9 protein-coding genes are annotated in these 15,132 nt (G+C 48.0%); 7 read left to right on the forward strand and 2 right to left on the reverse strand.

The features are described 5' to 3' along the window. Positions 1–104: 104 nt before the first annotated feature. Entirely contained in the window at positions 105–2,942 is a 2,838-nt protein-coding gene (locus AC50YG_RS10600) for an alpha-L-rhamnosidase (protein ID WP_494826692.1), read from the forward strand. Positions 2,943–3,008: 66 nt separating this feature from the next. On the opposite strand, the gene AC50YG_RS10605 is transcribed toward AC50YG_RS10600, so the two are convergent. Next, the gene (locus AC50YG_RS10605; protein WP_494826693.1) at positions 3,009–4,607 is read right to left on the reverse strand and encodes a response regulator; all 1,599 of its coding nucleotides are present in this window, start codon (positions 4,605–4,607) and stop codon (positions 3,009–3,011) included. Between the two features lie 23 nt (positions 4,608–4,630). Beyond that, complete coding sequence (locus tag AC50YG_RS10610; protein WP_494826694.1) at positions 4,631–6,316, reverse strand: sensor histidine kinase; 1,686 nt, start codon at positions 6,314–6,316, stop codon at positions 4,631–4,633. 285 nt (positions 6,317–6,601) lie between these two features. Here AC50YG_RS10610 and AC50YG_RS10615 point away from each other — a divergent pair, with 285 nt between their 5' ends. From AC50YG_RS10615 to AC50YG_RS10640, 6 genes are all read left to right on the forward strand, one after another. Next, a complete protein-coding gene (locus AC50YG_RS10615; protein ID WP_494827163.1) occupies positions 6,602–7,495 on the forward strand; it encodes an ABC transporter permease in 894 nt (297 codons plus the stop codon). A gap of 11 nt (positions 7,496–7,506) precedes the next feature. Further along, positions 7,507–8,382 carry a carbohydrate ABC transporter permease gene (locus tag AC50YG_RS10620; protein WP_494826696.1) on the forward strand — a complete coding sequence of 292 codons (876 nt, stop codon included), beginning with the start codon at positions 7,507–7,509 and terminating at the stop codon, positions 8,380–8,382. 113 nt (positions 8,383–8,495) lie between these two features. Beyond that, positions 8,496–10,202, forward strand: coding sequence for a type 2 periplasmic-binding domain-containing protein (locus tag AC50YG_RS10625; RefSeq protein WP_494826698.1), 1,707 nt, complete (start codon positions 8,496–8,498; stop codon positions 10,200–10,202). An 89-nt stretch (positions 10,203–10,291) separates the two neighbouring features. Beyond that, positions 10,292–11,278: an alpha/beta hydrolase gene (locus tag AC50YG_RS10630; protein ID WP_494826699.1), complete on the forward strand. Its 987-nt coding sequence runs from the start codon at positions 10,292–10,294 to the stop codon at positions 11,276–11,278. 125 nt (positions 11,279–11,403) lie between these two features. After that, on the forward strand, positions 11,404–12,762 hold the full coding sequence (locus AC50YG_RS10635) for an MFS transporter (RefSeq protein ID WP_494826701.1): 1,359 nt from the start codon (positions 11,404–11,406) through the stop codon (positions 12,760–12,762). Between the two features lie 91 nt (positions 12,763–12,853). Next, on the forward strand, positions 12,854–15,130 hold the full coding sequence (locus AC50YG_RS10640; protein ID WP_494826702.1) for a beta-glucosidase family protein: 2,277 nt from the start codon (positions 12,854–12,856) through the stop codon (positions 15,128–15,130). The last annotated feature ends 2 nt before the right edge of the window (positions 15,131–15,132 follow it).

Below are 15,132 nucleotides of genomic sequence, written 5' to 3' on the forward strand. Positions count from 1 at the left end.
AATCGTTATGCGGTCTTAATATCGCGTTATATAGAGGGCGCATTTATTTTTGTACAATAATAGTGGATGGATAAGGATGATTATAGGCAGAGAGGATTTGACTTATGAAAATCGTAAATTTGAAAACGAACCGTATCGTCAACCCGTTAGGCTTCACTTTAGATAAACCGCGTTTTTCGTATGTGGTAACGGATACAACCGCGAAGAAGCAGACCATGGCACAAATTCAGGTCGCCCTGGATGAAGCATTCACAGCCATTATCTTCGACAGCGGACAATCAGCCGATATTGATAGCCTTTCCTATGAATGGAATGCAGAGCTATTACCGCGCACTCGCTACTTCTGGCGGGTTACGGTATGGGCGGATAATGGAGATACGGCAACAAGCGAGCCTGCCTGGTTTGAGACTGCGAAGCTGGGTGAAGCTTGGACTGCTAGCTGGATCTCTCCCGAATTGGATAAGCAGATTCATCCGGTTCTGTTCCACACCTTCAGCCTGCCAGGAGAAATCGCATCTGCACGCGCATACGTCTGCGGACTGGGCTTGTATGAAATGGAGCTAAACGGCGTCAAGGCAGGAGATGAATACCTGACGCCATTATACAATGCTTATCATAAATGGCTGCAATATCAGACTTATGATGTGACAGCATTGCTGCAAGCCGGAGAGAACAAGATTGAAGTTAGCCTTGGGAACGGATGGTACAAGGGGCGCTTCGGTTTCGATGGCGGCGAAGAAAATATTTATGGGGACGAATTTGCGCTGCTAGCGGAAATTATAGTGACATTCAAGGACGGGTCCACGCAAGTGATTGGAACCGATCAAAGCTGGTCTGCGCGGAGAAGCAAGGTGATTGAAAGCAATATTTATGATGGCGAGAAATATGACGCTACATTTGTGGATTCAAGTGTGTATCAGGTGAAAGCAGCGGATCTGGGCTATGATCGATTAATGGCGAGGCTCAGCTTGCCAGTGGTCGTGAAGGAACGTCTTGCGCCTGTGGAGGTTCTGACTACCCCTGCGGGCGAAACGGTTATTGATCTGGGGCAGAATATGGTTGGCTGGCTGCAGTTCCGCACAAATGCGCCAGCGGGAACCATCATTCGACTTCAATATGGAGAGGTGCTGCAAAACGGTAATTTCTATCGGGAGAACCTTCGTACAGCCAAAGCGGAATATGTGTATACAGCAAATGGCGATAAAGCGACTGTGCGCCCTTATTTTACCTTTTATGGCTTCCGTTTTGTTAAGGTAGAGGGATGGCATGGCGAGCTTGACCCGAAGGACTTTACAGGATGTGTCGTTTATTCGGATATGGAGCAGATCGGGCATTTCGAGACGAGCAATCCACAAGTCAACCGTTTGTTCCTCAATGCGCTATGGGGACAAAAGGGCAATTTCCTTGACACGCCGACGGACTGTCCGCAGCGTGACGAGCGAATGGGCTGGACCGGAGATGCCCAGGTGTTCTCGGGAACAGCTTGCTTTAATATGGATTCATACGCATTTTTCAGCAAATTCGGCTACGATTTGTACCAGGAGCAGAAGGATCAAGGCGGTATGGTGCCGATGGTTATACCGGCTGGCATCGTACCTGGAGGCGGCTCCAGCGCATGGGGCGATGCCGCGACGATCATACCTTGGAACGTCTATTTGCATTCCGGTGATAAAGCGATTCTCGAACAACAATTCGAGAGCATGCGCGCCTGGGTAGATTTTATTAGAAAAACGGAGGAGGAGTCAGGGGGGGGACGGCTATGGACAACCGGCTTCCACTTCGGAGACTGGCTTGCGCTTGATGGTTCGAATCCAGACACTCCTATGGGCGGAACGGACACACATCTGATCGCAAGCGCCTATTACTGCTACTCATCCGAATTGGTCGCAAAGGCTGCAAGGGTATTGCAGAAGGTGGAGCTTGCCAAGCAGTATGAGCAGCTGGCTGCGGAAATCCGTGCGGCGATTAAAGATGAATTTTTTACCGCGAATGGACGATTTGCAGTGGACACCCAAACCGGGTATGCGGTTGCTTTGTTTATGAATTTAGTGCCAGATGAGTTCCGCTCCCGCATAGCCGCCGATTTGCGCATGCGTATGCGTGCTGACAACCATCATCTGCGGACCGGCTTCGTTGGCACGCCATATTTGAATCGTGTTTTGTCTGCAGAAGGCAGTAATGACATTGCGTATACGCTGCTGCTCAATAATGATTATCCAAGCTGGCTCTACGCTGTCGAGCTTGGTGCCACCACGATATGGGAGCGCTGGAACGCCATTCTTCCGGATGGTTCTCTTAGCAGCACCGGCATGAATTCACTTAATCATTACGCTTACGGAGCGGTAGTTGAGTGGATGTTCCGACATGTTGCCGGACTAAATCCAGCGGAAGACAAGCCGGGCTTCCGACATGCCATCCTTGCTCCACAGCCTAATCTGCGTCTTCAGTGGGCCAAAGCCGTCGTCCATACGGCAGCAGGTTTGTATCGAAGCGAGTGGTCTATTGATGAAGCGGGCAAGCTTGCCTTTCGTTTCACGATTCCTTTCCATGCAACCGCCACCGTTCTACTGCCGGATGCCATCGTCTCAAATGTGGCCATTAATGGCGTAAATCTGGAAGAAAGCGAAATAGAAGGGGAGCAAGCAGGGGAGGCGGTCAGCCTACTGCTTGACAGCGGCATTTATGAATTGTCGTATGTTCCTAGTAAGCCTTATAAGAAAACATTCAGCACTCGAACCACTATTGATGAACTGCTGGGTGTAAAGGAAGCTAAAGCGATTCTTGTCGAGTTCATTCCTATTGCCGCTGCTATGACGCCTGGAATGGCGGGACCGATGGGAGCTGCTTCGATTAGAGATTTGGCATCCTATCCGGGCTATGAGGCAACCGAAGAGCAATTAAACAAACTGGATAAGGCGCTCGGAGCGATACCCGTTAGCTAATGAAGCACTGATTATACAAATGAAAGAGCCTGCTGTCCTACACTAATGTGGATAGCAGGCTCTGCTTTATGTTTTATTGCGGTATTCTTGCGGAGTGGCGCCATAATGTTTCTTAAAAATTTTGATAAAATGGGGTGCGGCTAGAAAGCCGATTTGGCTGCTGACATCGGCAATTTTCAAATCGGAATTTTTGAGCAGGTAGGCAGCGCGTTCCATTCGGACAGCATAAAGGTAATCGCCGATGGTCTCGCTGGTTACGGTTTTATACACTTTCGAGAGGTATACCGGATGCAGGCCGATATAATCCGCCACGGATTGCAGGGAGATGCCTTCAGCCAAGTGCTCCTCGATAAAGCTGCGAACCCTTGAGGCAATCAACTGGTGCGAATCCTCTAACTGTATAGCTGATTGGTCCCTCAGCCCAATGATGATTTTCTCCGCCCATTCCCATACCCGCTGTCGCGATAATTGGCTTTTCTTGCGGAGCAGCAAGTTAAACTCCTCTCCAAGCTGCTCCTCCAATGGTCCGTTCTGTTCCGAGAACGTTGTCGCTAGTGCGGAGGAAACCAGCAGCACGATAGCGAGCAGTTGGTCGTGCGAGGGCTCAAGCTCTGTATTCATGCCAAGTGCCCGGCTTAGTATACCAAGTGCTTTATCCCACTTTCCTGATTCCAGCATACTAGGCAGCAAAGGCAAATCGTATAAGGGGAGGAGCCTATTCTCCTCATGTTCCACAACCGTTTCATCCGTCTTCAGGAAGTAGCTTTTGTGACCGCCGACATTGCGCTGAATGGAGATTACGCTTTTATGATAAGTGTCCTGTATATGGTCGGGAAAAGATCTAGCTCCGCTAATACAGATTGTCAGCGAGCCCTTCAGAAATCGCTGTACATGTTTTTGCAGCTTGACTGCCGAAGAATCAACTAAGGTTAAAGTCTCCTGCTCCTTGCTTTTGATCAAAAAGACTAAATAGCCGGCATCCGTTGTGCAATGCCACAGCTCAAAGAGATCCTGAAATACTTCCTGCGCAATATTAGTCACAGCATATTCAAGCAGAGAAAGGGAATCAAGGTCATATTCTGCGAACTGCTCATCCAGCCTGACCAGCATCATGATAAACGGATCGCCCGTCTGGAAGGAGATGTCAAGCAACGACAGCCGCTCTAGCAGCATCTCCTGGCTGATCGCCTTTTGCTGAATGAGATCGTTTAGCAATCGGTCTTTTAGCAGCGGAAGATTGGCATGCAAGGTGCGCTTCAGTCGCTGATGCGAGCTGAATTCGGTCCATTCCTGTTCGATGGCGGCAATGATCACTTGCACAGATTTAATTAATTCCCCAATGTCTACCGGTTTGAGTAAATAGCTTTCTGCACCGTAGCTGATCGCCTTCTGGGCATATTCAAATTCATCATGCCCGGATAATATAATGGAGCGGATTTTCTTGGACAGGCGGCGAAGCTGGTGAATGAGCTCCAGCCCATCCATTTCCGGCATGCGGATATCGGTAATCATAATGTCAATCGTATGCTTGGCAGCAATGCGCAGCGCTTCCTCTGCCGAATAGGCGGGATAAACGGTGTCAATGCCATAATCGCTCCACGGAATGGTAAAGGCGAGACTATCTACTACAGAGTGCTCATCATCTACAATTAATAGCTGGTACATGGGGAAACTGCCTCCTTATCTAACTAACTATGCGGCTTAGGCCAGAACAACGTGACCGTTAGTCCACCGTGGGTGTTACTGGTAAATTCGATGCCGGAAGGCGACTCGAAGTGAATGATCATTCGCTGCTGAATATTCCATAGCGCACAGCCCATGGCATCGTCAAGCGGAAGCTTGATGCGGGACGAGAGGGCGACGATTTCTTCGCTGCTCAGGCCCTTCCCGTCATCTTCAACGCTGATACGGTACTGAACTTCAGTCTCGCAGCCTGTTACGCTAACAAGGCTCGCGCTCCGCTTGCCTTCAATACCGTGCACAACGCTGTTCTCCACAAGCGGCTGGATTAGAAGCTTGGGAATCCGGAGCTCTCTCATTGATTCAGGGATGGAGATCGTGTATTGGAGTCGTTCCATCCGCAGGCTTTGAATGTTCATATAGTTCTCGACAACGGCGATTTCCTTCTCCAGGGTAGTGATTGGTTCATTCAGCCGTGTAGTATAACGAAAATATTCAGCAAGATTTTGCGTCATTGCGGTGACTGCCTCGTCATTGCCTAGCCGTGTCATATTGTTGATAAAGAATAGGCAGTTATACAAAAAATGAGGATTGATTTGCGCTTGAAGCTGTTTGACCATCGCCTCGCGCGTTACGATTTTTTCTTTGTATACCTTCTCAATCAGCTCTTCAATCTGGCTGGCCATGTCATTGAAGCTTTCGTACAGAATATCAAATTCGTTGCGGCTGGACCGCTTAATCCTGTAAGTGAAATCTCCATGCTTAAGCAGTCGCACACCCTTCAACAGGGCAACAATCGGCAATTGCACCTTGCGATAAAGAAACAATATCGTCAGGATGCTGGTTAACAGCAGGATAATGCAGGCAACGTAGAACGTATTTTGGGTTTTCATAATGGGCTCCAAAGCCTCATTAAGCGGCACATAGTCGATCATATACCAGCCAAGCGTCTCGGAACGAAAATAATTGACCATATAGGAGACATCGCCAATCGGCAAGATTTCCGTGCCTTCCGTCTGGTTCATAAGGGGGGAGAGAAGGTGCAGCAATTGCTGCACCTTCTCTCCATCCGATTGGTCATTAAGAAGAACGGTGCTGCCTTCCTTGAAGAAAAAGGGATCGTTGCTGTCAATAATTCCTCGATTCAACATATCGGTTATATTCGTCTTCGGGAATGCTACCTGAATGGTATATCCAGCATGATAGCGATACAAGGCAAATGTTTGACGCGGCGAATCCATCACCCAATCATTGCTGTTCTCACTAGCAAGAGGAGCCTCTGGAATATAGGGTGTGCCGATCCAGGTGCTCAAGATAGTGGAATAGATGGATACGCGATTATTCCAGCCCTCCGAGAAGCTTTGAAGATTCATCTTTTCCGTCAAATCCCGGATCAGCACCATTTGGTCGAAGCTGTCCATCAAATCGACGGAAGGCAAAAGCGCGACCTTGGAGTCTGTCTCCAGCGCAGCGGCCAGCATATTCAGCTGCTCGACATTATGGTTCAGACTGTTTACAGCAAATTTGATGCGATTGAGGTTATTGGCCTGTATGTCCTGACGAACCGTATTCAAGCTGGATTGAATGGTGTAGCTGTACATGATCATGACGATAATGGTTGTAGAAAGAATTAACATCAATATTTTGATGAAGGTTGGATATTGCCTGAGCATTTTCGGATATGGTTTGAACATGGCATCTTTTCCTTTTTGGTACGTGTGGAGCTTATCCTTATTGTAGGCATAAGCAGGGCTGTTTACAACGCTCGACCGGTACTCAGGACCGGAATGTTAAGAATGAATAATGGATGTTTGTAAAACGATATCCCGCAAGACCGTTCAAGTTAAGAAAACGTTATCATTTCTTTGTATTGCATTATATCCCGGACCATGATTCAGCACTTAAACTAAAGCCATCGGTAAAATTCATTTCGTAGGGGGCTTTTTATGGAAGTGGCAGCTAAGAATCACAGAGGGAAAATGGTGCGCAGAAAGGACAGCTGGCAGCTTTATCTGATGCTTATTCCGGCAGTACTGGTTGTCCTGATCTTTGTTTATATGCCAATGGGCGGGCTGGTTATGGCTTTTCAAGACTATAAGCCGTATCTAGGCATTCTGAAATCTGACTGGGTGGGCCTTGAGCAGTTCAAATTTTTATTTGAATACCCGGACAGTGTACAGGTGATCTGGAATACGCTGAGAATTGCTATGCTGAAGATGTTTTTTGGCTTTATATCTACTCTTGGTTTTGCGCTTCTGATCAATGAGGTCCGGCGCAAAGCGCTAAGAAGTACCGTTCAAACGTTCGTATTCCTCCCGCACTTTCTTTCATGGGTCGTGCTCGGCGGCATTTTCGTTGAACTGCTTAACCCGGACACCGGCTTAGTCAATCTGGCGCTGCAGGCGATGGGCATAAAGCCAATCTTTTTTCTGGGTGACAATAACTGGTTCCTCTTTACAGTAGTCTCCAGTGAGGTGTGGAAGGAATTCGGATATGGGTCGATTATCTTTCTGGCAGCTATTGCCGGCATAAATCCAGCGCTTTACGAAGCCGCGCAGCTGGACGGGGCTGGCAAATGGAAGCAGATGCTTCATATCACACTGCCTTCGATGATTCCGACGATGGTAGTCGTCCTTACATTATCGCTGAGCCAAGTTCTGAATGCGGGCTTTGACCAAATTTTCAATTTGTACAACCCTCTCGTCTATGAGAAAGGCGATATTATTGATACATTTGTTTACCGTATTGGCTTAATTGACGGCAATTACAGCTTCTCCACAGCCGTAGGTTTATTCAAATCCATCGTTAGCCTGATTCTCATTATGGGAGCGTACAGATTAGCCTACAAGGTCGCTGACTACAAAATTTTCTAAGGGGGATTTCCATGCAAGTGATTTCAACGCCTCAACGCTGGTTTCAGAGCTTCAATAATGTCATTATGATTTTGCTGGCGCTTATCTGTATTGTGCCTTTGCTTCATGTCATTGCGATATCGTTAAGCTCTAGCGCAGCGGTCATGGCCAATAAGGTTACATTTTTTCCGATTGAGCTGAATTTTAATTCCTATACCAAAGCGCTCGAAAATCCTGTATTTTTGCCTGCCATATGGCTTTCTGTGCAGCGAACCGCGCTGAGTCTGGGTCTTGGGCTAATGGTTAACTGCATGGCAGCGTATGTATTGTCCAAGGGTGGTGGAAGGGATGGTATCGCTGGCTACAAGGGTTTTGTCGGCCTCTTCATCGTCGCTATGCTTTTTAACGGGGGTTTGATCCCGACGTATTTACTCGTAACCAAAATCGGATTGTATAATTCGATTTGGGCGCTTGTGCTCCCTGGATTGGTTAATGTTTTCTATTTAATCCTGATTATGAATTTTTTCAAGGCACTGCCCAAGGAAATTGAAGAGTCGGCTTTTATGGACGGTGCCAACCATTGGCAGGTGTTCTCCAGAATGTTTCTGCCGCTGTCGCTGCCTGTTCTGGCTACTGTTGGTCTGTTCATGGTCGTAAGTGATTGGAATGAATGGTTTGCGGGATCGATTTATATGAGAGGAGACAATGTGCCGCTTAGTACGCTGTTGAAATCGCTGATTGCTGTTCCGATAGTCGATGCCGGCAATGTCAATGAAATTGCAAAGATCAACAACCGCTCCATTCGGGCTGCCCAGGTGCTGATCGGGGCGCTGCCGATTCTGCTTATTTATCCTGTACTGCAAAAATTTTTCACTGCGGGCATTGTTATAGGAGCAGTTAAAGAGTAGCGGAGGAAAGTTAAGATACCGCTATGGCATCTTGCATTATCGTTATATTCACGCTTTGAAAGCGCTATTAAAATAAAGAAGAAAGCAGTCACATATTAATTGGGGGTAAACAAATGCGCAACCAGAAGAAATTTATTTTCACCAGCCTCGTGCTAGTGCTCAGCCTCAGTTCCATTATGGCCTGCAGTAACGGCAGCGAGCCAGGAAATACGAAACAGCCTGAAACACCGGCAGAATTTAAAATTGTAGATGGTAAAATCGATCCCGCTGTAACAATCACGATGGTGAGGGGCGAGGATCCGACTGTCAAATTCAAAAATGGCGAAAGCTACATGGATAATGTGCATACCCGCTGGGCAAAGGATACGCTAGGCGTAGAGTTGAAGACGTTATGGAGCTCACCTTCAGGAGATAGCTCTTACGATACGAAGCTGAAGCTGATGCTTTCCTCTGGGGACGACCTCCCGGACCTGTTCGTCGCTTATCAGGGTAGCACGATCAATACGTTTATTGATTCGGGTAAATTGCTGGATGTTACGGAGGCATTTGACAAGTATGCGTCCGATACGTGGAAGGCTGCTTTGAAGGAAGAGCCGACTGCCTGGCAGCCCTTTATGAAGGACGGAAAGAAATTTGCCATTCCTGTACTGAGACCGACCGTGGGGACCCAATCGACCCTCTGGATCCGCCAGGATTGGTTGGACAAGCTAAATATGAAGGCTCCGAATACACTGGAGGAGCTGGAGGCGCTCATGGACGCCTTCGTCAATGAGGACCCGGATGGGAACGGAAAGAAAGATACTGTAGGGCTGGAAATTGCAATGAAAGATCAAATGATGGGGGCTCCCATGGGAGACTCGTCGTGGATTTTTGGCTTGTTTGGAGCCATACCAGAGAGGTGGTATCCAGGCGCTGATGGCAATCTTCAGTATGGCTCCATTCAGCCCGGTATAAAATCGGCGCTTGGAAAATTAAATGAGTGGAAGAACAAGGGCTATATCGCGAATGATATTGCGCTTCATGATTTCAATAAGGTGGCGGAGAACGTAACGGCAGGAAAGGTGGGTATGCTGGGCGGCGAGAGCTGGATGATGGTGTATCCGGGCTCCATGTTGATGGCGTCCAATCCTTCGGCTATCTATAATCCATATCCGCTTCCCGCAGGTGTCGATGGAAAAAATATGCGCACTATAGCCAATCCATATTCCAGTGCGATTTTGATCAGCAAGGATATCTCCGAAGAAGCATTGCAAGCGTTTTTCCACTATCAGAATGCAATGTTTGATGCATACAATTCGGATGACCCCTATATTTTCAAAGGCTTTCAGGATGGCTACGATTACATCATTCAAGATGGCAAAGCGAATATGGACGAGAAGCAGATTCCTGGTGGGAAAACGCCTACGATGAAGTATACGATTGCCGGAGCAGATGCCGTTTATCCTTCCAAAAGGCTGGAGGCTAATCTTAAAATGGCGAAAAATGAACCTTTGACGAACAAGGATCTTGCTGCGCTTGCACCGACAGGCATTTTGGGCATTGACGATACCAATCCACTTGAGCATTTTACAACCAAGGCGCTTCTGGTGGCTACCGAGCAGACTGATGCGGATGTGCGGGATTACTTCCAAGGACCGTCAACGAAGACGATGCTGTCGAGAAAAGAATTGCTGACCAAAATGCAAATGGATACGTATATCGAAATCATTTATGGCAAAAAACCGGTAGACGCATTCGATGCTTTCGTCCAGAAGTGGAAATCGTCTGGCGGAGATGATATTACCAAAGAAGTAAACGAATGGTATGCAACCGTCAAGTAATAGCAGTGATACAGGAAGGCTCTGGGGTTTAGACCATAGCCTTCTTGTTTTTTAACAGGAACATCATTTAATAAGAATGGAATGATTCTATGAAATTAATTACTCAGCCATTAACGAATGAAAAAGTCACCTTAACTGCTTACCTGCTTGAGCAGTCTCATGAAATGCCAAACACGCGAATCCGGCCCGCCATTTTAATTTTTCCGGGTGGTTCTTACCGAGGCTGTTCGGACAGAGAGGCCGAGCCGGTGGCGATGGCTTTTTTAGCTGAAGGCTATCAGGCTTTCGTTTTGAGATATTCGCTTAATCAAAATGCTGCGTTCCCCCAACCTTTGAACGATGCGGAGGAAGCACTCGAGCTTATTCGCGAGCAAAGCGAGCAATGGGGTGTAGACCCGTCGAAGGTGGCGGTATGCGGCTTCTCGGCAGGCGGGCATTTGGCTTCGGCATTAGGCACGATGGGACGCCTTCGTCCGAATGCGATGATATTGGGTTATCCACAGATTTTGGCTTCCGATAGCAAAATATTTCCTGTTGAATTGCCGGGGATCGACACCGCTGTGGATGCCTCAACGCCACCGGCCTTTATTTTTCATACGTTTGAGGATACTTTGGTGCCTGTAAACAATGCTTTGGCTTTGGCGTCCGCTCTGGAGCAGTCCAAGGTGCCGTTCGAATTGCATATTTTTGGGCATGGCGTACATGGCCTGTCTTTAGCAACTCCTGTTACCTCAGGCGGGCTGCGATCTATGGTGGATGGCGATGCGGCTAAATGGTTTGGTCTATGTGCCGCCTGGCTCAAAAAGGTATTCGGTGAATTTGCATCAGATCAGGATATTTTATTGGATGAAAATATTAGTGAATACGGTATAGATGTTCAACTTGGCGTACTCTTAAAAAATTCTGCTTGTGAAAAATTAATCTATGGAGCGCTACCGATGCTTGAAAATAGTCCGCAGCTGCGGGATGCCTTACAAGTCTCCATTCGACAGATTAACGAATTTGGCGGGGGAATGCTTTCACAAGAGGTAATGGAAAAATTAGATCGGGATCTTAAGGGTATTCTGCTCGTGTAAATGGCTTGCTGCCATGCAATCTTAACATCGCGATATGTAAAGTTCAAAATGCGTTATATCGGCAAGCCTGCGGGGGTCTTACACTTATCTTAGAACACCAAGATAGAATTATAGGAGGAAGAGAAGTGTCAAGAGAACGCACGAACCGCAGTCTAGCAGGAGATGCAATGGGGCAATTTGGCTTGAACATCAGCACGGGGCTTGTAGGTATGATGATGTATTACTATACGGATGTGGTAGGGGTTTCGGCTGCTATCATCGGAACGATTATGATGCTGACCAAGATATTAGATGCGTTAGCCGATGTTGGAATGGGCGTATTGGTTGATCGAACAAAGTCAAAGCATGGCCAGGCGAAGCCATGGCTGCTGTGGATGACCTTGCCGATGTTTGCTTCTATCTTTTTGCTCTTCAGCATGCCCGATTTGAGCTCGGGGGCCAAAATAACTTACGCGGTGCTTACGAATCTGCTCTTTTTTATTTGTGTCTATACCCCTACCTCTATTCCATACAACAGCCTTATGGCGTTAACGACACGCAATCAGCAGGAACGGGGATTAATGGGAATTTACAGGGCAGGCTTTGGCTATTTGGCTGGTATGGCTGTCGCTATAGGTTTTATCCCGATTGTGAATGCAATGGGCGGAGGAAAGCAGCAATGGACGATTCTTGCCTCTATTTATGGGCTCATTGCGGCCGGAGGCATATACATCGCCTTTCGTTCAACAAAGGAAAAATATAATACCAACCAGCTTAGAGAGCTAGGAGAAATCAAGAAATCATATTCGCTCTGGACGGGGCTTAAGCTGCTTGTGACCAATAAGTACTGGGTAATCGTCGTAGCTGTAGGATTGCTTTCTAACATCTTGTTCGCCTTGTCCACAACATCGGGTATGTATTATGCCAAATACATTTGGGGCAATGTGAATCTCGTTAGCATTATGGGTGCGATCGGTTTCATCCCGGTTGTTGTCATTTTCTTAGGTTCAGGGCCAGTCATGAAACGAATCGGCAAGAGAAATACGGCAATCGTTGGGCTTGTAATTGGGATAGCTGGATCACTGCTTCGTTTACTAGACGTAGAAAGCGTGTCTCTGGGGCTGGTCGGCTCCATCATGCAATCCTTCGGCATGATTCCGCTGATGATTGTGCTGATGCCGATGCTTACAGATACGATTGAGTATGGGGAGTGGAAGCACGGACAGCGAATTGTAGGACTAACCAATAGCGTCAGCAGCTTTGGACAGAAGATCGGTACGGCTATCGGTACCGCGCTGATCGGCTGGATGCTGGCATGGGGAAATTACAAGGAAGGAGCAGCGGAACAAGGTCATGCTGCCCTGCAGATGATTATCGGCTTTAATATTTATATTCCTATTATCGCCTATATTCTTATTGCCATTCTGCTGTCCAAATTCTCTTTAGAGAAGCAATATGTTCAGATTTTGAACGATTTGGAGAATAGAAAAATCCATAAACCGTAACCCATCCTTCATACTTCATAAGTGCTAAGGTGTAAAATCTGCCTGCTCGACCTGAAACGGATAGATATTGTATAAAAGGAGAGATTTATTCATGGAACGGAACATTAAGCAATTGGTGCAGCAATTAACGCTGGAAGAGAAGGCGGGACTATGCTCGGGTGATTCCTTTTGGACAACAAAAGGGATAGACAGGCTGGGGATTCCTTCTATTACCTTGACAGATGGTCCGCACGGCGTGCGCAAGCAGAAGGGGCCCTCCGACCATCTTGGCTTGAATGAAAGCGTCCCTGCGACCTGCTTTCCGTCAGCTGCCGGACTGGCAAGCTCGTGGAATCGTGAGCTGGTGCAGCGCGTTGGAGAGGCTTTGGGTAAAGAAAGCCAGGCGGAAGAGGTGGCTATTTTGCTCGGACCTGGAGCTAATATTAAGCGTTCTCCGCTTTGCGGGCGCAACTTCGAATATTTTTCCGAAGACCCCTATTTGACAGGAGAAATGGCGGCTGCACATATAGCAGGCGTACAAAGCCAGGGAGTCGGCACTTCGCTGAAGCATTTTGCCGTCAACAATCAAGAGCATCGCCGAATGACGACCGATGCTGTGGTGGATGAACGGACGCTTCGGGAGATCTATCTGACCGGTTTTGAAATGGCGGTCAAGAAGTCGCAGCCATGGACCGTCATGTCGGCCTATAATCGGCTCAATGGCGAATATTGCTCGGAAAATGCCAGCCTGCTGACATCTATTTTGAAGCAGGAATGGGGACATCTCGGTATCGTCGTTTCCGACTGGGGAGCAGTCAATGAGGCGGACGCGAGTGTTGCTGCTGGCATGGAGCTGGAGATGCCGGCCAGCCACGGTGTCGGACAGAGCAAGATAGTTGAAGCCGTTCTTTCCGGCAAGCTTGATGTGTCAGTACTCGATGAATCGGTTGAACGCCTGCTCACTGTCATTTTCAAGGCGGCAGACAGCCGTCAGCCAGGTGCTGAATATGATCAAGCGGCCCATCACGCATTGGCGCGGGAGACAGCCAGAGAAACGATGGTTTTGTTGAAAAATGAAGCTGCTATTCTGCCTTTGAACAAAAATGGAAAAATCGCTGTAATCGGGGCGATGGCGGACAAGGTGCGCTATCAGGGCGGCGGAAGCTCGCATATTAAGCCAACGCGGTTAGATCATGCTTATCAGGAAGTCGTCAAGCTTGCAGGCGAAGCGGCTGCGGTTGTTTATGCACAAGGTTATGAGCTGGAATTGGACGACATCAATGAAGAATTAATGGATGAAGCAAGGCGGCAGGCAGCTGCCGCTGATGTTGCTTTGTTATTCGTGGGCTTGCCTGATCGATATGAATCCGAAGGCTATGACCGCAGCCACTTGGACTTGCCGATTAATCAACAGCGATTGATTGCGGAGATTGCCCAGGTTCAGCCGAATATTGTCGTTGTGCTTAGCAATGGTGCCCCTGTCGTCATGCCGTGGCTGCCTCAGGTAAAAGCGGTGCTTGAAGGTTATTTGGGCGGACAAGCGGCGGGCGGAGCGATCGCTGATCTCTTGTTTGGCGAAGCCAATCCAAGCGGCAAGCTTGCAGAAACGTTCCCGGCCAGTCTCAGACATAACCCTTCACACCCCTATTTTCCAGGCGAGGGTGATCGTGTGGAGTATCGTGAGGGTATTTTTGTCGGTTATCGTTATTATGATGCCAAAGATATTGATCCCTTGTTTCCATTTGGATATGGACTAAGCTATACGACCTTTGACTACTCCGGGCTGCATATAAGCAAGGCACAAATGACAGACCAGGAAACGCTAAACGTGACAGTAACCATTAAAAATACGGGGACACGCCGAGGACAGGAAATTGTCCAGCTGTATGTGAAGGATGAGGAGTCCAGCGTGATTCGGCCGGAGAAGGAGCTTAAGGGCTTTGCGAAGGTTGCACTTGAACCGGGCGAAGAACAGACCGTTCATTTCTCGCTAGACAAAAGGAGCTTTGCCAGCTACAACGTGTCTCTTGGGGATTGGGAAGCTGAAACTGGCGATTATCATATTCTTGTAGGAAAATCTTCGCGCGATATTCAGCTTCAAGGTACAGTACATGTCGTTTCAACGCTTGAATCGGTACCGGTATTCCACCGCAATTCAACGCTTGGCGAATTAATGGCAAATCCGAAAACCGCACCTATTCTTGAATTTTTGCAAAGCATGGCGCCGCAAGCTGGCCCCTCGGATGCGGTATCTTCTGATATGATGCTCGCAGCGATGCGTTATATGCCGCTTCGTGCCCTGCTTCCGTTTACGGGAGGAGCGATGACCGAAGAGACCTTAAGTCAACTGCTGGAGCAATTTAATGCGGCAGTGAAGCTGGAAGCCTGATG

The organism is Paenibacillus sp. J31R34 (assembly GCF_059383715.1).